The organism is Streptomyces sp. NPDC091377 (assembly GCF_044757045.1).
Taxonomy (GTDB): Bacteria; Actinomycetota; Actinomycetes; order Streptomycetales; family Streptomycetaceae; genus Streptomyces.
Genome location: NZ_JBIVUE010000013.1, coordinates 184,555 through 204,529 on the forward strand (window position 1 = coordinate 184,555; position 19,975 = coordinate 204,529).

Consider the following 19,975-nt stretch of genomic DNA (forward strand, 5'->3'; position numbering starts at 1 on the left):
TCGGGATTCGGGGTGCGGATCAGCCGAGTTCGTCGGAGCGGCCCAGGAAGCGGAACGCGCCGTCCCGCGCCTGGAAGAGGAAGTAGCCCGTCCGCTGTTCCAGGGTGCGGGTGCCGTCGCCGGTGAAGCGGAGCGGCTTGGCGAGGCCGTCGTAGGAGACGGAGAACAGGCGCTGCGCCACCGCCCCCGGATCGACGTCGGAGCCCGCGCCCAGCTCCTCCAAGGCGCGGGCGACGAGGCCCACGGCGTCGTACGCCTCCGGGGACCAGCGGGCGGGTGCGGTGCCGTACGCCTCGCGGTGGGCGGTGCGGAAGCCGGCGGCGACACTCGCGGGGTCGGTGAAGGGCGTACCGAACAGCCAGCCCTCAGCCGCTGCCCCGGCCTGTTCGAGGAAGGCCGGGCGCATGAGGTGCCAGGTGCCCAGCCGCGGTCCGGTGAAGTCCGCGTCGGCGAGGGCGCGGGCACAGCGGGCGGCCCGTTCGGGCGAGGTGCTGGTGAGGACGACGGCCTGCGCGTCCGCGGTGAGGGCCGCGCGGACGGCGGGTACGAAGTCGTCGCTGTCGGCGGCCACGGGGTGGACGCCGGTCGCGCCCTCGTTGGGTGGGGTCCGGTCGAGCCGGGCGGCGAGGGCCGCGCCCGTCCCGCCCGCCGCGCGGTCGTCGATCACGGCGGTGCGGTCGACGGGTCGCTCGGCGGTCAGATACGACGCCAGGGGCAGCACCAGGTAGGACTCCGGGGCCCGGGTGACGCACAGGGTGGTCAGCCGCTCGTCCCGTGCGGTGAGTTCGGCGCCGTCCGCCGAGATGAGGACCATGGCCGTGCGGGCGTCCTGGTAGTGCGGGGCGGCGGCGACGGCCGCGGCGGGGGTGGCGAGACCGAGGACCGCGCTCGCCCCGGCGTCGATGAGCCGCCGGGCCGCCTGTTCGGCGCGGGCCGGGTCGCCGCGGTCGTCGGCGGGCTCCAGGGCGAGCCGGAAGGTGATGCCGGGGCGGGCGTTGTGCGCCTGTACGGCGAGCCGGGCACCGCGTTCCTGTGCCACGCCGTCCGTCTCGCCCGCTCCGCTCAGGTCGGCCTGGAAGCCGAGGGTGTGCACCGGCAGGCCGGCTCCGGAACCCGCGCCGCCGTTCCCGGTGGCGGCGCGGTACGCGGTGATCCCGCCGCCGGTGGCCAGCACGGAGGCCGCCGCGCCCGCCAGGAGCAGGACGCGGCGCCGGGAGGGGGCGGGGGCGTTCCGGGAGGCTTCCTGGGGGACGGGGGCCGGTGCCGCTGGTGCCTCGCGGGTGGCCGGGGGGCGGGGGGCCCGGCGTGGCGTGGGGATGTCCAGCGCCTGGGCCGAGCGGGTGGCGACGGCCCGCAGCAGGGCGGGCGGGAGCCAGTCGTCGCCGTCCTGGCCGAGCGGGACACGCGGGTCACGCAGGGCTCGCGCGAGTTGCTGTGCGGTGGGCCGCTCGGCGGGGTCCTTGGCGAGACAGGCGGCGATCACCGGCCGTAGTTCGGCGGGGACCCGGGTGAGGTCCGGTGCCTCGTGCACGGTACGGAAGAGGACGCCCGCCGCGAGTCCGGTGCCGAAGGGACGGCGGGCGGAGGCGGCGTAGGCGAGGACCCCACCCAGTGAGAAGACGTCGCTGGGCGGGCCGACCGCCCCGGCGCGGGCCTGGGCCTGCTCCGGGGCGAGGAAGCCGGGCGTGCCGACGACGGCGTCGGGGGCGGTGAGCGCGGTGGCGCCCGAGGCGTGGGCGATCCCGAAGTCGATGAGCCGGGGTCCGTCGAGGGCGAGCAGGACGTTGGCGGGTTTCACGTCCCGGTGCACGAGCCCCGCGTCGTGGACGGCCGCCAGCGCGTCGGCGAGCCGGGAGCCCAGGGCGCGTACGGCCTTGGGGGGCAGCGCGCCGAAGCCGCCGTGCATTTCGTCTGCTTTGACTAGTTCGACTGCTTCAACCGGTTCAACCGGTTCAACCGGTTCGACTGCTTCGACTGCTTCGACTGCTTCGACCAGGGAGGGTCCGGGCACGAACTCCGTGGTCAGCCAGGGCTCCCGGGCCTCCGGGTCGGCGGCGAGCACCGGCACCACCCAGCGCGCGCCCGGCCCGTGGGCCTCCCGCAGTCCGCGGACCGCGTTCACCTCACGCCGGAACCGCACCCGGAACGCCGGGTCCGCCGCGTGCTCGGCCCGGATCGTCTTGAGCGCGACGAGCCTCCCGCCCGGCGTACGGGCGAGGTAGACCACGCCCATGCCGCCCGCGCCGAGCCGGGCCAGCAGCCGGTGCCCGCCGATCTCCTCGGCGTCGTCGGCGACCAGGGGCCGCATCAGATGTCGACCTTGCCCGCGTAGGAGTACCGGCCGCCCTTCACCTCGTAGCGGAAGACCTCGTAACCGGTGAGCCAGCGGTACGTCTTGTCGAAGGCGTACGTCCGCACGAGGCCCCGGTACGTGCCGCCCACGAGCAGGTCGTAGAGCCGGTTCCGGGACGGTCGGCCGCCGGCCTCGGTGATCCGGGCGATGACCATCCGGGCCACGTCGTACGCCTCGGCCGCCCAGTACGGGGGCGCGGCGTCGTAGCGCTCGCGGTAGGCGGCGGCGAAGGCGCGTACGGGCTCGGCGCCCGGGTCGATGTACGGGGTGAAGGTCTGCCAGCCGTCGGCCGCGGCGCCCGCGGCGGTGAGGAACTGCGGCTGGGCGGCGGGGTGGCCGAGGACGCGCAGTCCGTCGTAGTCCGCCTCCGCCAGGGCGCGGGCGACGGTGGCGGCGCGCTCGGGGGTGCCGGTGTAGGCGACGGCGTCGGGACGGGCGGCGAGCAGTCCGGTGACGACCGGCCGCAGATCCTGGGCCAGTCGGGGGACGACTCTCGGCTCCGTGGTGACTTTCAGCAGGCCCAGGCTCTGGAACAGCGCGTGGCCCAGCTCCCAGGCCGGGGTCCCGCCACTGCGGTCGATGAGGACGCCGACGCTCCGGGCGCCCTGGGTGTGCAGGGAGACGGCGGCCGTGGTGGGGAGGTGGGTGTAGCCGGGGACGGCCTGGAGGAAGTGGCGGGGTTCGGAGGTGCCGTAGACGGACTGCGCGGAGGAGGCGGTGAGCTGGGGGACGAGCCGTTCGTCGTAGCTGTCCAGGCTCGCGCCGGTGGTGGCGTCACCGGTCGAGCCGATGACGGCGAGGAGGTCGCGGTCGGCGGCGAGTTCGCGGGCGACGGTGGCGGCGCGCTGCGGGTCGCCCCGGTCGTCGGCGGTGCCGAGGGTGAGCGTGAAGGGCTTGTCGTCGCGGGCGTTGAACTCGTCGACGGCCAGCCGCACTCCGCGTTCCTGGGCCTGTCCGACGGTGCGCTGGGGGCCGGTGAGGTCGGCCTGGACGCCGAGCACCCAGCGGCGGGCGCCGGACGCGGCCGGTCCGGGGTCGTCGTCGCGCAGGGCGGCCCAGGCGGCGGCCCCGCCACCGGCGGCGAGCAGCGTGGCTCCTCCGCCGAGGAGGAGGAAGCGGCGGCGGGACGGCCGCGGGTGGTCGGGGGGTGGTGCGGTGTCGGGGCGGTCGGTGGAGGGTTCGGTGGACGGGGCGGTGGACGGGTCGGTGGAGGGGTCGGTGGACGGGGCGGCGTGCGGGGTGGGCGGGCCGATGGGGGGAACTTCCTGCCTCTGCCCGTCCGTTGAGGAATCGAGTGCCGTCGCTTCGATGTCGGGGAGGTCGAGCATCGCGGCGGAGCGGTCGGCGATCAGCCGTACGACGGGGTCGGGCAGCCAGTCGCCGGTGGCCTCGGGCGTCTCGTCGGCGAGGGCGTCGTCCAGTTCCCGGGCGGTGGGCCGGGCGGTCGGGTCCTTGGCGAGGCAGCGTTCGAGGAGCGGGCGCAGGTCGTCGGGCACACCGTCGAGGTCGGGCGCGTCGTGGACGGTGCGGTAGAGCAGGGCATCGACGGCCCCGGTGCCGAAGGGCGGGCGGCCGGTGCGGGCGTAGGAGAGGAGACAGCCCAGAGCGAAGAGATCACTGGCGGGTGTGGCGGGCTCGGCGCGGGCCTGCTCGGGGGCGAGGAAGCCGGGGGTGCCGACCACCATGTCGGCCGAGGTGAGCGCGGTCTCCTCGGCGGCGCGGGCGATCCCGAAGTCGATGAGGCGGGGCCCGTCCACGGCGAGCAGGACATTGCCGGGCTTGATGTCGCGGTGGATCAGCCCGGCGTCGTGGACGGCGGTGAGCGCGCGGGCCAGCATCCCGCCGAGCGCCCGCACACTGTGGGTGGGCAGCGGGCCGCAGTTCGCGACGGCCTCGGCGAGTGCGGGGCCGGGCACGAACGCGGTGGCCAGCCAGGGCGCGGGCGCGTCCGGGTCGGCGCCGGTGACCGGCACGGCCCACGGGCTGTCGACCCGGCGGGCGGCGGCGACCTCCCGGCGGAAGCGGGCGCGGAACTCGGGCTGATCGGCGTACTCGGGCAGGATCACCTTGACGGCGGCGAGTTCGCCGGACTCGGCGCGGCCGAGGTAGACCACGCCCATGCCGCCGGCGCCGAGCCGGGCGAGCAGCCGGTGACCACCGATGCGGGTGGGGTCGGTGGGGGTGAGCTTCTGGGTCATGAGGCGCCGCTTTCCGCGGTGCCGTCGGTCTCGCCCCTGTCTCCGCTCCGCGGGGTGCTCACGCCGGGTGATGACGGGTCGCGTTCGACGGCGGCCCGGAGACCGGTGCCCATGTCGATGTGCGGATCACGCACCCGGTCGAGCAGTTCGGTCCGCGACCAGCCCTCGGCGCCCTTGGCGGAGACGGCGAGGGTGAACTGGCCGATGCGGGTCTGCCGCCAGATGTAGGGGTGGGAGCCGCCCTCTTGGGCTCGGGTGTACTCGCCGATCTCGGTGAGGGAGTCGTCGGCGAACCCGTTGCCCAGATCGCCGAGGGCGGCGGGGACGTCGTTGAGGGAGGTGACGGTCTCGTCGGAGCGCAGCCGCTGGGTGGGGCAGCGCATCATCTCCTCCAGGACCTCGGCGTTCTCCCAGTCGGCCTGTTCGGCGGTGCGGTGCACGGTGACGACGGCGCTGAGCCGCAGCGGGCCTTTGCCGTCGGCCGCCGGGATCTCGTAGGAGCGAGTGAGGGTGGCGAGGATATCGTCGGGGAGCGGGCGCTGTGCCCAGGCGCAGTCGTCGCCGAGGACGGGCCAGCGCTGGGGATCGCTCTCGTACGGGCTCCGGCGCTCGGTGCCGGGACCGAAGGCGGCGGGCTTCGCGATGATGTCCCGGATCAGGGCGTTGGCCTGGGCCGGAGTGCGGGGGACCTTGGCGGGGTCGATGTCCACGACCTGCCCCGGCGACGGGGAAGGGGACGGCGACGGGGACGGGGACGGGGGCGGAGACTGGGGCACCTGGGTGCGGTCCCGTCTGTCCGTCGCCGGTGGGTCGGGGTCGCCGCCGCCGGACGTACAGGCGACCAGCAGTAATCCGCCCGCCACGACAGCACCGCCGAGGCGTGCCGTTCCACCCCGCAGGACCACGGATCCCCCTCGACCATCAGCTCGTCAGGTGTCGGCACCGATGCTAGAGAGCAACGGGCCTGCCCCCACACCCGATTGACGTTCATGTGGCACAGCCGTTCCCCATCTGTCACACAGCGAGGACCGTGACGCCGCGCTCCGGACAGCAAGCGCTGCCCGTCGTCAAGTTCGGTCGGGTGTCCCGCACCGCGAACAGACTTGACCTCAACCATTGTTGAGGTTGTTGGGTAGGTCGTGGTGGCGGTCGCCGCCACCGCATCAGCAGTCCGTAACGGATGAAGGGCACCACCCATGACGAGCGACATTCTGGTGGTAGGGGCGATCTCGCCGGAGACGCAGGCCGCGGTGGCCGGCGTGGTGAAGGGGCTGGAGAACGCCTTCAACGCGAAGGACCCGGTCGCGCTGGGTGAGCAGTTCGCCGGGCTTGCCTCTTGGACCAACGCGAAGGGCACGCGTCTTGACGGCAGGGAGGCGATCGTCGAGTTCAGCGCTCCGGCGATGAAGGGCTTCCTTCGCGATGCGTTCGCCCGGTACGACGTACTCAAGATGTTGGAGATCGCGCCCGGCGTGATCGCGGTGAACGTGGCACAGACACCCACCGACAGCGCGGGCAACCCCGTCCAGGGTCCGCGGGGAGCGACCCTCTACGTGATCGCCGAGCAGGCGGACGGCTGGTCCATCGCGGCCGGGCAGAACATGGCCGTCGACCCTCCCGCGGCTGCGTGACACCCCGCCGCGGGCCCGCGCTGTCCACCGTCTCCCCGGTCAGCTCACCGGCCTCGCCCCCGGACACCGGTGCTCCGGCACTCCGGCACTCCGGCACTCCGGCACTCCGACGAGCGCACGGTGGTCCTGAGCGAGCCGGCGCAAGGCATCCGTTCTGCCCGGCCGAGCCCGAACGTGCGGTCAGGAGAGAGTCGTCGGCCTGCGGGGTGGCGGGACGGCGCGGAGCAGCTCCCACAGAGGGCGCGCACCGGCGGCCCACAGGGCGAGGGTGTGGCGGTCGACGACGTGGAGGCGCTGCTGTTCGGCGAAGGTGAGGGCGGGTGCGGTGACCCGTCCGTTGGTCACGATGACCGCGACGTCGGCGCCGTGGACCTGGCGGGCGGTGCCGTTGAGGATCTGGAGGTCCGGCGTGCCCACGGCGGAGCCGGCGAGGCCGTTGCGCCGGTGTTTGCACTGGATCACCCAGTGCCGCCCGTAGGGGTCGGTGGCTTTCACGTCGGCGCCCAGATCGCCGCCGCCTCCGACACGGACCGCGTCCGGGCAGCCGTCCCGGCGCATCAGATCGCGGACCGCTTCCTCGAACCGGGAGTGGTGGAGGGCGTCCAGTCGGGAGAGGTCGTAGCGCAGGCCCTGCGTGCGGACCGCTTCCCACTGGGCCTGCCGCTTCTTGTGGAACAGCCAGGCGCAGCCGGCCAGCGCCGCGAGCACGCCGGTGACGATCAGGATCCACCAGTGGGCCAGCAGCCAGTCGACGACGGCCACCGCCAACGTGACGGCGAAGACAGCGGCCACCAGGAGGCCGGTCAGCCGGTCGTCCGCGCGCTGCCGCCGCCCGACCGGCCTGCCCGCCCTCACCGGCCTGCGGTTTCGCCTCCGTGCGGGCGGGCGCCTCGTCGCCGGTGCCCGGCCCCCGCGCCTGCGGGGGCTCATCGGCCGGCCTGCGTACGCCGCCGCAGTCGGAGAACGACGCTCACCGTGAGCAGTACCGCCACATTGATGGTCAGCAACCTTCAGCCCTCCCCCACCGACCGCCGGCCCACGGGGACAGGAGTGGACCGGCCCCCGGGGTTCCTGTGTAGCGGTGGATCGAGGGCGCTTGAGGGCAGGTTGCCGATCAATGGCACAAAGCCGTCGGGTCCCGGGCCGAATCTGCGCGGCCCTCACCGCGGGGCGAGGGAGTGAGCGGCTGTCGTGGACGTCGGCTGCGGCGCCGGACGCGCTGTCGCCGAGTTCGGGAGCTGTGTGGATCCGCTCGGGCACGCGGCGCCGGTCAGTGGGTGGGGACCTGGTGGACGGTGGTGTCGTCGGGGTGCAGCAGTCGGCCGTCCGCCGAGCGGACTTCCAGTGCGCGCAGGGGCAGTCCCTGTCGGTTGTCGAGCAGTTGTGAGTGTGGTTCGCCGGGGGCGAAGAAGTTCTGTTCGCCCCACTGGCGCAGCGCCACGATGACGGGGAAGAGGGCCCTGCCTTTCGGGGTCAGTACGTACTCGCGGTAGGCACTGCCGTCCGAGGCGGGGACGGATGCGAGGACACCGCCGGCGACCAGGGCGCGCAGGCGTGCCGTGAGGATGTTCTTCGCGACGCCGAGGCTGCGTTGGAACTCTCCGAAGCGGCGGCTCCCGTCGAAGGCGTCCCGCACGATCAGAAGGGACCACCAGTCGCCGATCGCGTCCACCGATCGCGCGACGGGGCAGTCGCTGTCGTCCAGGCGTGTCCTTGTCACCATGTCGTTCCCCACTCTCAAGCTGGTTGCAAGATGCTACCAAAAAAGCTACGGTCCCGACTGGTGGCAAGTTGAAACCATTTTGGTGGAGGGGGCACTGCATGCTCGGCGACCATGAGGCCGTGACATCACCGGCCGCGGCCCGGAGCGGAGGGGGTTCCGGGTTCGTCCTGTCCCGCGGTCTTGTCCTGCTGCTGGCCGTGGCCTGCGGAACCGCGGTGGCCAATGTCTACTTCGCCCAGCCGCTCCTGGTGACCGTGGGCCACGACCTCGGCATGAGCCCGGCACTGGTCGGCAGCGTCGTCACACTCACGCACGTCGGATACGGGCTGGGGCTCTTCTTCCTCGTACCGCTCGGCGACGTGGCCGACCCCAAACGGCTGATCGTGGCCCAACTGCTCCTGCTGGTGGGGGCGTTGCTGGCGGTCGCCACCGCCCACACCGCGCTGGTCCTGCTCGTGAGCATGGCCGGGATGGGGCTTCTCGCGGTGGTCACACAGACGCTGGTGGCCTTCGCCGCGTCCCTGGCCGCTCCCGCCCGGCGCGGACACGTCGTCGGCCTGGTGACCAGCGGCGTGGTCGTCGGGATCCTGCTCGCCCGGACCGTGTCCGGCCTCATGGCCGATCTCGCGGGCTGGCGTTCCGTCTATCTCCTCTCGGCGTCGCTCACCGCGCTGTTCGCCCTGGTCCTGCACCGCGTGCTGCCGCGCCGCGCCGAGGCCGCGCCTGCCTCCCTGCGGTACGGGCAGCTCCTGCGCTCCACGATCACCCTCTTCGCCCGGGAGCGGCTCGTACGGCTCCGGGCCCTGCTCGGCCTGCTGATCTTCGCGGCCTTCAGCACCCTGTGGAGCAGCATCGCGCTGCCGCTCAGCGAGCCGCCGTACTCCCTCTCCCACACGGCGATCGGGGCGCTGGGGCTGGTCGGCGTCGTGGGCGCCCTGGCCGCGACCACGGCGGGCCGCCTCAACGACCGCGGGCTCTCCCAGCGCACCACCGGCATCGCGCTGGCGCTGCTCGCCGCCTCCTGGATCCCCCTGGCCCTCACTCGCACCTCCCTGTGGGCCCTGGTCGTCGGCGTGATCCTCCTCGACCTCGCCGTACAGGCGGTCCATGTCACCAACCAGACCCTGATATACGCCCTGCACCCCGACGCGGGCAGCCGGCTGATCGGCGGATACATGGTCTTCTACTCGGTCGGCAGCGCCACCGGCGCCATCGCCGCGACCTCCCTGCACACCGCGGCCGGCTGGGGCGCCGTATGCGTACTGGGCGCCGCGATCAGCTGCCTCGCGTTCGCGCTCTGGGCACGGACGCGGCACAGCGTCCCGGACCCCGCCGCCGCACGTCTGGGCAGGTCCCCAGGGGGCGCGTCCCACTGAGACGCCCTCGCCCCAGGCGGACCGCCTCATCGCACCGGAGGCGTCCGGCCCCACCGGCACCTCCACGCCACCGGCCGACAAGGCGCCGTTGACGGCGGATGGGGCACGTGTCAGCGTGCAGCGCACAGCTGACTGTACGGAGTTCCGCCGACACGGCGGGCGACAGGGAGGGGTCCTCATGAGTTCCCGTATGCGCAGACACGCGCTCGTCTCATCGGTCGCGCTGGCGGTGTCGGGCGCGCTGCTCGCCGTCGGCTCGGTCGGCCAGGCGCAGGCCGCGCCGTCCGGTGGCCACGCCCCGGCCGCGCAGGTCGAGTTGCAGAGCGAACCCACGGCGGAGGAGCAGGAGAAGCTGCGGGAGATCGCGGCCTCCATCTGGACCCCGGAGCTGGCCGCGGGCTGGAACATGAACGCGGCGGTCGCCGATGTGCTCTCCGAGGCCACCGACCGCATCATCCAGTGTTCCGCGGCCTACGCGCTGGTGCCCAAGCCCCCGGGCTTCCGCCCCGGACTCGGCTATCTGGTCTCGTACTGGAAGAACATCCGGGATTATTTCCTGGCCGTACGCGGGGACCGGCAGTACAAGGCGTGCGTGGTCTCGACGGCGGCCTACTACCGCTCGATCATCGAGATGGCCTCACAGGGGATCTGAGTCCGGGGGCGTACGGCGGGCCGTCGTACGCCCCTGTCTCCGCTCCGGTCCGGATTCCCGCGCACATCCATACATCCAAGGGCACGTGGAGCGGGTCTCACAAGGGAAGCTCCGTTTCCCTTGGAGGAACTGATGGACCGTCGCCTCGTCGCCTCAGCCGTCATCGCCGCCCTGTACGGCACCCTGCTGGCCGGCACCGCCGTGCCCGCCTCCGCCGCCACGCCCGCCGCCGCGCCCGGGGCGATCGACTGCCGCAGGGTGAAGTGCGTCGCGCTCACCTTCGACGACGGGCCCGTCTCCGACACCCAGCGACTGCTGCGCATCCTCAAGGACCGCGACGTCAAGGCGACTTACTACGTCGTCGGCAAGAACGTCCAGGCGAACCCGTCGATCGTGCGCACCGCGGCGGGCGCCGGCCATCAGATAGGCAATCACAGCTGGGACCACCCGGACCTGACCAGGCTCAGCGCGGCGAAGATCAAGTCGCAGCTCTCCCGTACGGACACGGTGGTCAAGCAGGCCACCGGCAAGAAGCCCAGCACCCTGCGCGCCCCGTACGGCGCCCACAACGCGACCGTCCGCCAGGCCGCGGGTCGGCCGCTGGTCCACTGGAGTGTCGACACCCTGGACTGGAGATACCGGGACGCCGCCAGGATCATCCGGACCGTCAAGGCGCAGACCAAGCCGGGTGACATCGTCCTGCTGCACGACATACACAAGACGACGGTCGACGCGGTGCCCGGCATCATCACGGCGCTCAAGGACCGCGGTTTCCACTTCGTGACCGTCGATCAGCTCTTCGCGCCGACCACACTCCCGGCGGGCAAGGTGACCCACCACAATCGGAACGCCTACCGGCGATGAGGGACCCGGCCTGGCCTCGCTCCGCCGCGTTGGCATCGCGACAGCAGTCACACGGTGACGCCGCCGGAGGGGGCCCTCCGCTCCCAGCGGTGCTCCGGGGTGGTCCGGCGGGTCCGGCACTCTCGGTGACCGGCCCGGTACCCGGCCCGGTACCCGGCCCGGTACCCGGTCGGGTCGGGGCCGGAGCGGCTCGGTCCGTGGGTCGTGGTCGGTGGGGGCGGGCGTAGCTTGGGTATGTGAGTTCGGTGCGGAGCCGGCCCTGGCGTCGGCACCGGGACGAGCGTGACTGGCTGCGGGGAGCGGAGCCGCCGCGCTGGGTGCGGGTGTTGCCCGTCGCCCTGTTCGTGGGGGTGGCGGCGGCGACGCTGATCAGCCGTAACGCGCTCGACATCGGCTTCGTGCTGGGGGCCATACCGCCACTCACCGTCCTGACCTACGGTCCGCTGGCGACGGCGGTCATGGGCGGACTCGTGGTGACCGTGCTGAACGTGCCGAGGACCCATCTGAACCATCCCGGCAACACCGATCTGCTCGCCCTCGTCTTCGTCGTACTACTGAGTGTGTTCGTGTCGTACGTGCGCAGTCACCGGGACGCCCAGCTGGTCACCGAGCGGACGGTCGCGGAGGCGGTGCAGCGGGCCGTCGCACCGCCGCTGCCCGACCACGTCGCACGCGTCGGCTGCTCGGGGCTGTACCGGGCCGCCCAGCGCGGCACGCTGGTCGGCGGCGACTTCTTCGACGTGCGCGAGGGCCCGTACGGGACCCGGGCGGTGATGGCCGACGTGCAGGGCCACGGGCTGGCGACCGTCCCCACCGTGGTGTCACTCCTCGGGGCCTTCCGGGAGGCGGTGCTCGATCAACCGGATCTGGAGCGGGTGGCGGCCCGTATGGACCGAAGACTGACGGTGGACGCCTCGGACGTACGCACCTCCGAGATGTTCGCCACCGCCGTACTGATGGAGTTCTCCGCCGATGTCCGCTCGGTGCGGATCATGGCGCGCGGCCATCCGCCGCCCGTGCTGCTGCGCGAGGGACAGGCCCGCGAGATCGGGGTCCCCGCGGGCACCCCCCTGGGCATCGGTTCCTTCGGGGTCGATCCGCCCAAGGAGATCACCCTGGGGCTGGAGCCGGGCGACCGGCTGTTCCTGGCCTCGGACGGGGTGTGGGAGGCCAGGGACGGTTCGGGTGCCTACTACCCGCTGCCGACGCGGCTGCGGGCGCTCGCCGGCGGGGATCCGGCCGGGCTGACCTCCCGGGTGTGGGAGGACCTGCTGGAGTACTGCGGTGAGATTCGGGACGACGCCACGATGCTCGTCCTGACCCCGCTGCCCGCCGGCCCCGGCTGACGTCCCGCCCGCCTCCCCGCTCCGCCCGTCTCGGGTCAGCCCACGTCCCACAGGAAGCGGTGGGTGTGGATGCCGAAGTACGGGAACGACCGGACGTCCTGTACGCCTTCGATCGGCCGGACCACGTCGTTGACGAAGTCGAGGAGGTCCTTCGGGCCGGGGGTGACCACCTCGGCGAACAGGTCGAAGCCCCCGGAGGTGAACACGGAGTAGATCACCTCGGGATGCCCGGCCAACGTGTCGGCGACGGCGCGCGGGTCGCCGTCGACCGTGATGCCCAGCATGGCCATGGCCTGACCGCCCATGGCCATCGGGTCGGTGACGCCGACGACCTGCACGACCCGGGAGTCCAGGAGCCGCTGGAGCCGCTGGCGGGCGGCGGACGCGGACAGACCGACCTTCGGGCCGAGGTCGGCGTACGCGACGCGGCCGTCGCTCTGGAGTTCGCGCAGGATGGCCCGGTCGATCTCGTCCACGTCGTACCCTCCGTCGGCTCGGACTTTCCGTCAGCTCAGACTTTCCGTCAGCTCGGACCTTCGGCCGGTCCGGGCCCTCGCCTCACTTCGGGCTCTCCGTCAGTTCGGCCAGGGCCGCGGTGAAGATCTCCGTGTGGGTGTCCACGTCCTGCTCGGTCGTGTCGGGGCACATGAGGGCCATGTTGTGGAACGGGGTCAGCAGGATGCCGCGGTTGGCGAGGTAGAGGTGGAGGAAGTCCTCCAGTTCCCCGTCCCCGGCGGCCTCGGACTCGGTTCCCGTGCGAGGCGCGGGGTCCGCGAACCGGTACTCGGTGCGGGCGCCGAGGCGGCTGACCGACCAGGGCAGGGCGTGGGCCTCGACACCGGCGCGTACGCCCGCCTCGAAGCGCTCGGACAGCTGCGTCATCCGGGCGAACGCGTCGTCGGTGAGCACGTGTTCCAGCGTGGCCCGTGTCGCGGCGACCGACAGCGCGTTGCCCGCCAGGGTGCCGCCGACGCCTCCCATGTCGACCAGGTCCAGGTCGGCCCGGGCGAGCAGCCGGTCGGCGAGGTCGGCGGAGAGGCCGTAGGCGCCCGCGGGGATGCCGCCGCCGATGGCCTTGCCGATGGTGAGCAGGTCGGGTTCCAGTTCCCAGGCCGCGGTGCAGCCGCCCGGACCCGCCGAGAAGGTGTGTGTCTCGTCGTTGATGAGCAGGGTGCCGTACCGCCGGGTGAGGGCACGCACGCCGGACAGGTAGCCGGGTTCGGGCAGCACGATGCCGATGTTGGTGAGCGCGGGCTCCATCAGGACCGCGGCGACATCACCGTGGGCGAGTTTGCGCTCCAACTGGGCGAGGTCGTTGAACTCGGCGACGCGGCTGGTCAGCGTCACATCGCAGGGGGCGCCGACGTTGCCCGGCCGTGCGGTGCCGCGGCCGTCCGGGCCGACGACGATGAGGGACTCGTCGACACTGCCGTGGTAGCTGTAGCTGTTCACCAGGATCTTGGAACGGCCGGTCACGGCCCGCGCCAGCCTGATCGCCCACCGGTTGGCGTCGGTGGCGGTCAGCGAGAAGCTCCAGCGGGCCGGCCCGAAGCGGCGGGTGAGTTCGGCGCCGACCCACTCGGCGTCCTCCGTCGGCAGCATCGCCGTGGCCCCGCCCTGCTCGGTGAACCGGCGCCGTACCGCCTCGGCCACGGGAGCGGGCGAGTGGCCGGCCATGGCGCCGGTGTCGCCGAGGCAGAAGTCGACGTACTCGTGTCCGTCGATGTCGGTGACCCGGGCGCCCCGGGCCGTGGCCAGATAGCGGGGGAAGGATCCGGCGGTCTTGTTCATCCAGGTCATCGGGACCCGGCCGAAGAGGTGGTCGGCCCGCGCGTAGGCGGCCCTGGAGCGGGGGTTGCGGCGCTCGGCCTCGGCGCTCTCCCGGGCGAGGAGGTGAGGCAGACGGGAGCGGTCCATGGGCACCTCGGGCGGGGAGACGACGGAATGCGGGCAGCGTACGTTTGAATATGTCGACGCATCAAGGGATTGCGCGTGAATCGCCTGCTCCGGCGATCGATTCATGCGCGGCGCCTCGCACTCGATCTGCGCGGCTCGTCCACGCCATCGATCCCGTACCGGCGCCGCACACGGCTCCGCCTTCCTCCCCCGGCCGTGCTTGACCTTCACACCGTGACAGGGTCTTCACTGTGGCCGAGGAGGTGGTGGTCCCCATGACCCTGCGGAAGAAGGAAGATCCGGCCACGGTGCGCGCTCTTCGAGAGCTGGAGCACGGCAGTGCCTCGGTCCGGCTGCGGGCGGCGCTGACGGTCGGTACGGTCCCGGATCCCGGGTGCGTCGGCAGGCTCGTCGAGCGATGCGGGGTCGAACCCGATTTCTCCGTGCGGGAGATGCTGACGTGGGCGCTGACCCGGCACCCGGCCTCGGCGACGGTGCCGTTGCTCCTCGACGCGGTCCGCTCGCGGCGGGCGCAGGCGCGGAGTCAGGCGCTGCATACCCTGTCCAAGATCGCGGACCGGCGGGCGTGGCCCGCGATCACACCGGCGCTGCTGTCCGACGTCGACGACGAGGTGGCGCGCGCCGCCTGGCGGGCGGCGGTGGTGCTCGTACCCGAGGGTGCGGAGCACGAGCTGGTCGTAAGGTTGGCGACGCAGCTCGGGCGCGGTGGACGCGAGACGCAGCTGAGCCTCAGCCGGGCGCTGGTCGCGCTCGGGGAGGTCATGCTGCCGATGGTGGGCGCCGCGCAGACGGATCCCGACCCCCGCGTACGTGCGCACGCGATCGCCACGGAGCGGCTGTGGCGCGACCCGGACAGCGGATTCGCGAGCGCGATCGAGGAGGCGAAGCGCGTCGTGGCCCTCGGCGGGGCCGGGCAGAAGGAGCGGTAGGCGGTGCTGATCGGCGAGGTCGCGCGATGGTCCGGGGTCAGCGCGCGCATGCTCAGGCACTACGAGTCGCTGGGCCTGTTGCGGCCGACGGGGCGTTCCGGCTCCGGTTATCGGGAGTACTCCGGTGACGACATCCGGCAGATCTTCCACATCGAGAGCCTGCGTTCCCTGGGGCTGTCGTTGCGGGAGATCAAGCGCGCGCTGGACGACCCCCGTTTCGCGCCCGCCGAGTTGGTCGACGACCTGATCCGCCGGACGCGCGACCGGATCGCGGCGGAGACGGAGCTGCTCACCCGGCTCCGCCGGATCGGCGCCGTGGAACCCGCCGACTGGGCGGACGTCCTCCAGGTCGTCGCGCTGCTGCGGGGGTTGGGATCGCCGAGCCCGGGGGCCCGGCAGCGCGCGGCGCTGTCCGCGGTCGAGCGGGTTCCGGTGCCGGTGGAAGCGCTGGTCGAGGCCGTGCTGGGCGAGTCGGACCAGAATGTCGCCGGAGCCCTGCGCTGGGCTCTGGCACAGTCGGGCGACGAGGGTCCCGCGCTGCTGGCGGAGGGCCTCGACTCCGCCTCGGCCGAGGTGCGCAGACGTGCCGTCCGGTCCCTCGCCAAGCTGCCGCACGACGAGGCGACCGCGCTGCTGCGAGGCGCCCTCACCCACCCGGACGTCGTGGTCCGCAGGTACGCGGCACTGGCGCTCGGGGCGCGGGGAACGGCCGACGCGGTCCCCACGCTGATCGACATGATCGTCGAGGAGGTGAACGACGTCGACGCGGCCGACGCGCTCAGCGCGCTGGCGGACGATCCGGTGCTGGCGGAGCGGATCGCGGCCCGGCTGGTCGACCTCCTCGCCCACGGCGCCGGTGGATCGTCGGCACGCCGACGGCTGACCCAGGCCCTCGCGGACATCCCCGGGGAGCCGGCGTCACGGGCCCTCGCGGATCTGTCCCGGGACGAGGACCAGGGCGTCGCGCTGACGGCGATGTACATTCTCAAGCTGCGCGCCACGCGCTAGGGAATCTCCCCTGGTCGGCGCCGTGCGCGCCCCACGGCCCCGTCGCTGGTCACATCCGCGACGGGGCCGTGGGGCGCCTCGGTCGACACGGCGCGCTCGTGTGACGTAGAACACGCCTGACGGGTGCAGCGTTGCCGGGGGTCCAGGGTCTTTCTCCTGGTGTAGGCAGCCGAAGAGAACGGGGACCGCGAGGATGGAGCAGGCCAGGGCCGATGAGTACGACGCTTTCGTGGCGGCCCGCTGGTCGGTGTTGTTCCATCTGGCCCGTCTGTTCACCGGGGGCGACCGGCACCGCGCCGAGGATCTGTTGCAGGAGTCCTTGGTCAAGCTGTGGTTCGTGTGGCCGAAGGTCGCCGACGGCGCGCCGGAGGCGTATGTGCGCAAGTCGCTGGCGCGGGCCGCGGCTCGTTCGGCCCGTCGGCGCTGGTGGGGTGAGCGCCCGGTCGAGGAGTTGCCCGAGACGGCGGCGGCCGGTGATCTGTCGGCGACCGTCGCCGAGCGCTCCCGGCTGGAGGCGGCGCTCGCGCAACTGACGCCGCAGCAGCGGGCCGCCGTCGTACTGCGCTACTACCAGGACCTGCCCGACCGGCAGGTCGCCGAGACCCTGGGTTGCCCAGTGGGCACGGCCCGGTCCCATGCCTCGCGGGGTGTGGCCCGGCTGCGCCGGCTGCTGGCCGACGTCATCGAGCCGGTGGGGTGAGGGGGATGGACCGCATGGATCACACGAACCGCGAGGAACGACCGGACGACGCGGATCAGCCGTACGGCGGGGATCACTTCGAGCGGCAGCTGTCCCGGCTCATGCGCCAGGACCGGCAGCCGGTGTCCTTCGAGGCACGGCACCGGGACGCGCTGCGCGCGGGTGTCCGGACCCGGCGCCGGGTGCGGGCGGCCCGCCGGTCGGCGGGGTCCGTCCTGGCGGCGGCCGGGCTGGCTCTGGGGCTGTTCCTGTGGCCGCAGGGCCAGACCGACGACGCGCCGACCACACCGCGTCCGGGGCCGGTGACGAGCCCCGGCCCGTCACCGAGTGCGACGCCGACACCGTCGCGGTCCGAGTTGCCGCCCGAGACACGGGGCGCACCGACCGGGACAGGGACGAGTCAGCCCGGGCCGACCGGGACCACGTCCACCCGGCCGCCGTCCCGGACACCCGACGGACCGTCCACGACTGCGGAGGAACAGCCGACGCCGAGCCGCGACGCGACCACTTCCGCCCCCGGCACGACCGGCGGGCCCCCGGCCACCGACACCCATGAGCCGCCACCCGCCTCGGCGACCGGCCAGGACGGCGGCAGCACACAGCCGGCCCAGTAGCGGCGGTCGGGTCCGGAGCGGGGGCGGACGACCCGTCACCGGCGGTCGGCCCGGGGCGCACCGCCCGCGCCACGCCGCTCCGTCTTCTGCTCGCACCGCCATCACCTCGCGCCGTCCTCACCTCGCACCGCCTTCACCTCGCACCGCCTTCACTTCGTACCGCTTTCACCTCGCACCGCCTCACCTCGCACCGCCTCACCTCGCACCGCTTTCACCTCGCACCGCCTCACCCAGCCCCCGCATGCCCTTGGCATGCCTTGAAACAAGGACAAACGGGATCAAAGTGACACGTATCCGATCGAGCCGGCCGTCGGCCGGGGTGCCGGCGCCCCGGCTCGCCTCCCCGCGGACGGACCAGGAGGGGGAGCCCGTCCTGGATGTGGTCGTGCCGGTGTTCAACGAGGAGAAGGACCTGGAGCCGAACGTCCGGCGGCTGCACGCGCATCTGCGGGAGAGCTTCCCGTACCCGTTCCGGATCACCGTCGCCGACAACGCGAGCACCGATCGCACCCCGGTGATCGCCGCCCGTCTCGCCGGTGAACTCACCGAGGTGACCTCGTTGCGGCTGCCCGAGAAGGGGCGCGGCCGGGCGCTGCGGGCCGCCTGGTCGCAGTCCCGGGCACCCGTGCTGGCGTATCTGGACGTGGATCTGTCCACCGGGCTCACCGCTCTGCTGCCGCTGGTCGCCCCGCTCATCTCGGGCCACTCCGATCTCGCCATCGGCACCCGCCTCGCGCCGGGGGCACGGGTGGTGCGCGGCGCCAAACGGGAGGTCATCTCCCGCTGCTACAACGTCCTGCTGCGCTGCACCCTCGCCGTCGGCTTCTCCGACGCGCAGTGCGGATTCAAGGCGGTCCGGCGGGAGACCGCCAAGCGCCTGCTGCCGCTGGTGCGCGACGGGGAGTGGTTCTTCGACACGGAGTTGCTGGTGCTCGCCGAGCGGGCGGGGCTGCGGATCCATGAGGTGCCGGTGGACTGGGTCGACGACCCGGACAGCAGTGTCGACCTGCTCGCCACCGCGCTCGCGGACCTGCGCGGCATCGCCCGGATGCGCCGCACCCTGACCCGCCCCTGCCCGGGGCCGGTGGCCCGGTGACCGCGCTCCACCCCCGAGCGGACGACACGGACGGAACGGCCAGGGCGACAAGGGAGGACGGGGCGGACAGCGGGGGCACCTCCACGGAGACGGCGGCCTCCCGCATCGCGCCCGGCATGGTGCGGATCCGCGACGCCGCCCGCCGCTACGGACCGGTCCTCGCCGTCTTCGGCACCCTGAAGCTGGCCGGGTTCTGCTCCTTCATGTTCCTGCTGTCCTCCAGCGGGGACTACCGTGCGAAACACCCCCGGTTCGGCGGAGGCGCGCGCCCCTGGGACGTGCTGGCCACCTGGGACGGCTGGTGGTACCAGCAGATCGCGGTGCACGGCTACGACCCCAAGCTGGTCGAGATCCCCGACGCCACCGGTCTGATCACCCTGGAGGGCAACTCGGCGGCGTTCTTCCCGCTGTATCCCGCCCTGATACGGCTGACCTCCGAGGTCACCGGCCTCGGCTCCTACGGGGCCGGGCTGCTCGTCTCGATCGTCGCCTCCTTCGCCGCCGCCCTCGGCATCCACGCGATCGCGGAGCGGCTCGGCGGCCGGCGGGCCGGGCTGGCGGCGGCCGGGCTGTGGGCGGTGTGGCCGGGCTCGGGCGTGGAGTGGGCGGTGTACTCCGACTCCCTGTACGTGGCCCTGGCGGCCTGGGCGTGCCACGCCGTCCTCGCCGACCGCTGGCTGACCGCCGGTCTGCTCACCTGCGCGGCCGGGCTCAACCGGCCCACGGCCGGCGCGCTGATCGCCGCGCTCGGCGTCGCCGCCCTGCTCTCCCTGCGTGGCCGCGAGGAGCGCGTCCTGCGTCCGCTGCTGGCCGCGGCACTGGCCCCGCTCGGCCTACTCGGCTATCTGCTCTGGGTGGGCAACCGCATGGGGCAACTGACCGGCTACTTCGCGCTCCAGTCCGGTGCCTGGGCGCGCGAGTTCGACTTCGGCAGACAGACCCTGGACGTGCTGACGTCCGTGCCGGTGGGCAAGTTCGACTACCTCTTCGCGTACCCCTTCGCCGATGTCATCTCGGTCGCCGTGATCCTGCTCGCCTTCGCTCTGCTGCCGCCGCTGCTGTGGATGCGTCCGCCCGCGGTGCTCGTCCTGTACACGGTCATCACGCTCGTCATGGTCCTCACCAATCAGCAGATCGTCGCCAACATCTCCCGCTATCTGCTGCCCTGCTTCCCGCTGTTCCTGCCGCTCGCGTTCGCCCTGCGCCGGTTGAGCCTGCCGCGGATGTGCACCCTGCTGGGCATCGCGGCCCTGGCGTCCGGCTCCTACGCGGGCTACGCGCTGTTCGAACTGGGGATACCGTGATCCGGCCGCTCCTGAACGGCTGAGGTGAACCGGACCGCACCCCGGCCCACGGAGCCGGCCGTGCCTTCGGCGAGACTCGGACGGCGAGGGTCGCCCGTCCGAGGCCGGTCCGTCCGAGGCCGGTCCGTAGGAGAATCGGTCCGTCCGAGGTCGGTCGGTAGGAGATCGGTCCGCATGAGGTCGGTCCGTAGGAAGTCGGTCCGTAGGAGATCGGTCCGCATGAGGTCGGTCGGTAGGAGATCGGTCCGTAGGAAGTCGGTCCGT

The 19,975-nt window shown here is 72.9% G+C and carries 17 protein-coding genes and 1 pseudogene; 11 read left to right on the forward strand and 7 right to left on the reverse strand.

The window, feature by feature from the left end; all coding sequences use genetic code 11:
• Nucleotides 1–19 precede the first annotated feature (19 nt).
• From ACIQNG_RS26735 to ACIQNG_RS26745, 3 genes are read right to left on the reverse strand one after another with little or no spacing between them, the layout of a single operon-like run.
• Nucleotides 20–2,308, reverse strand: coding sequence for a bifunctional serine/threonine-protein kinase/ABC transporter substrate-binding protein (locus tag ACIQNG_RS26735; protein ID WP_401488471.1), 2,289 nt, complete (start codon nucleotides 2,306–2,308; stop codon nucleotides 20–22).
• Nucleotides 2,308–4,551 (reverse strand): ABC transporter substrate-binding protein, encoded by a 2,244-nt coding sequence (locus ACIQNG_RS26740; protein WP_401488473.1) that lies wholly within the window; start codon nucleotides 4,549–4,551, stop codon nucleotides 2,308–2,310. The genes ACIQNG_RS26735 and ACIQNG_RS26740 overlap by 1 nt, the downstream gene beginning before the upstream one ends.
• Nucleotides 4,548–5,261 (reverse strand): hypothetical protein, encoded by a 714-nt coding sequence (locus ACIQNG_RS26745; RefSeq protein WP_401488475.1) that lies wholly within the window; start codon nucleotides 5,259–5,261, stop codon nucleotides 4,548–4,550. The genes ACIQNG_RS26740 and ACIQNG_RS26745 overlap by 4 nt, the downstream gene beginning before the upstream one ends.
• A gap of 486 nt (nucleotides 5,262–5,747) precedes the next feature.
• On the opposite strand from ACIQNG_RS26745, the gene ACIQNG_RS26750 reads away from it, so the two are divergent.
• Nucleotides 5,748–6,182: an SgcJ/EcaC family oxidoreductase gene (locus tag ACIQNG_RS26750; protein ID WP_401488477.1), complete on the forward strand. Its 435-nt coding sequence runs from the start codon at nucleotides 5,748–5,750 to the stop codon at nucleotides 6,180–6,182.
• Nucleotides 6,183–6,362: 180 nt separating this feature from the next.
• Here the strand turns inward: ACIQNG_RS26750 and ACIQNG_RS26755 are convergent, their stop codons facing one another.
• Both ACIQNG_RS26755 and ACIQNG_RS26760 read right to left on the reverse strand, forming a co-directional pair.
• Nucleotides 6,363–7,112, reverse strand: a complete 750-nt coding sequence (locus tag ACIQNG_RS26755; protein ID WP_401488478.1) for a restriction endonuclease — start codon at nucleotides 7,110–7,112, stop codon at nucleotides 6,363–6,365.
• A 340-nt stretch (nucleotides 7,113–7,452) separates the two neighbouring features.
• Nucleotides 7,453–7,905: a winged helix-turn-helix transcriptional regulator gene (locus ACIQNG_RS26760; protein WP_401435663.1), complete on the reverse strand. Its 453-nt coding sequence runs from the start codon at nucleotides 7,903–7,905 to the stop codon at nucleotides 7,453–7,455.
• A 98-nt stretch (nucleotides 7,906–8,003) separates the two neighbouring features.
• Here ACIQNG_RS26760 and ACIQNG_RS26765 point away from each other — a divergent pair, with 98 nt between their 5' ends.
• The 4 genes from ACIQNG_RS26765 to ACIQNG_RS26780 all read left to right on the forward strand — a co-directional run bounded on the left by ACIQNG_RS26765 (nucleotide 8,004) and on the right by ACIQNG_RS26780 (nucleotide 12,143).
• A complete protein-coding gene (locus ACIQNG_RS26765) occupies nucleotides 8,004–9,281 on the forward strand; it encodes an MFS transporter (protein WP_401488480.1) in 1,278 nt (425 codons plus the stop codon).
• 178 nt (nucleotides 9,282–9,459) lie between these two features.
• Nucleotides 9,460–9,933 (forward strand): hypothetical protein, encoded by a 474-nt coding sequence (locus ACIQNG_RS26770; protein ID WP_401435657.1) that lies wholly within the window; start codon nucleotides 9,460–9,462, stop codon nucleotides 9,931–9,933.
• Nucleotides 9,934–10,065: 132 nt separating this feature from the next.
• On the forward strand, nucleotides 10,066–10,797 hold the full coding sequence (locus tag ACIQNG_RS26775; protein ID WP_401488482.1) for a polysaccharide deacetylase family protein: 732 nt from the start codon (nucleotides 10,066–10,068) through the stop codon (nucleotides 10,795–10,797).
• A 236-nt stretch (nucleotides 10,798–11,033) separates the two neighbouring features.
• The gene (locus ACIQNG_RS26780; RefSeq protein WP_401435652.1) at nucleotides 11,034–12,143 is read left to right on the forward strand and encodes a PP2C family protein-serine/threonine phosphatase; all 1,110 of its coding nucleotides are present in this window, start codon (nucleotides 11,034–11,036) and stop codon (nucleotides 12,141–12,143) included.
• Between the two features lie 35 nt (nucleotides 12,144–12,178).
• Here ACIQNG_RS26780 and ACIQNG_RS26785 read toward each other — a convergent pair whose 3' ends face one another.
• The gene (locus ACIQNG_RS26785; RefSeq protein WP_401488485.1) at nucleotides 12,179–12,619 is read right to left on the reverse strand and encodes an Lrp/AsnC family transcriptional regulator; all 441 of its coding nucleotides are present in this window, start codon (nucleotides 12,617–12,619) and stop codon (nucleotides 12,179–12,181) included.
• Nucleotides 12,620–12,701: 82 nt separating this feature from the next.
• Nucleotides 12,702–14,060: a transaminase gene (locus ACIQNG_RS26790; protein WP_401488486.1), complete on the reverse strand. Its 1,359-nt coding sequence runs from the start codon at nucleotides 14,058–14,060 to the stop codon at nucleotides 12,702–12,704.
• 254 nt (nucleotides 14,061–14,314) lie between these two features.
• On the opposite strand from ACIQNG_RS26790, the gene ACIQNG_RS26795 reads away from it, so the two are divergent.
• From ACIQNG_RS26795 to ACIQNG_RS26820, 6 genes and pseudogenes are all read left to right on the forward strand, one after another.
• Nucleotides 14,315–14,989, forward strand: a complete 675-nt coding sequence (locus ACIQNG_RS26795; RefSeq protein WP_401488488.1) for a HEAT repeat domain-containing protein — start codon at nucleotides 14,315–14,317, stop codon at nucleotides 14,987–14,989.
• A gap of 3 nt (nucleotides 14,990–14,992) precedes the next feature.
• Complete coding sequence (locus tag ACIQNG_RS26800) at nucleotides 14,993–15,997, forward strand: HEAT repeat domain-containing protein (RefSeq protein WP_401488490.1); 1,005 nt, start codon at nucleotides 14,993–14,995, stop codon at nucleotides 15,995–15,997.
• Between the two features lie 193 nt (nucleotides 15,998–16,190).
• Nucleotides 16,191–16,697: a SigE family RNA polymerase sigma factor gene (locus ACIQNG_RS26805; RefSeq protein WP_401435639.1), complete on the forward strand. Its 507-nt coding sequence runs from the start codon at nucleotides 16,191–16,193 to the stop codon at nucleotides 16,695–16,697.
• Nucleotides 16,698–16,711: 14 nt separating this feature from the next.
• Nucleotides 16,712–17,311: a hypothetical protein gene (locus tag ACIQNG_RS26810; RefSeq protein ID WP_401488492.1), complete on the forward strand. Its 600-nt coding sequence runs from the start codon at nucleotides 16,712–16,714 to the stop codon at nucleotides 17,309–17,311.
• A 292-nt stretch (nucleotides 17,312–17,603) separates the two neighbouring features.
• Nucleotides 17,604–18,380: pseudogene (locus ACIQNG_RS26815) on the forward strand (dolichyl-phosphate beta-glucosyltransferase); the annotation flags it as partial.
• Between the two features lie 143 nt (nucleotides 18,381–18,523).
• On the forward strand, nucleotides 18,524–19,711 hold the full coding sequence (locus ACIQNG_RS26820; protein WP_401488554.1) for a glycosyltransferase family 39 protein: 1,188 nt from the start codon (nucleotides 18,524–18,526) through the stop codon (nucleotides 19,709–19,711).
• Nucleotides 19,712–19,975: the final 264 nt, after the last annotated feature.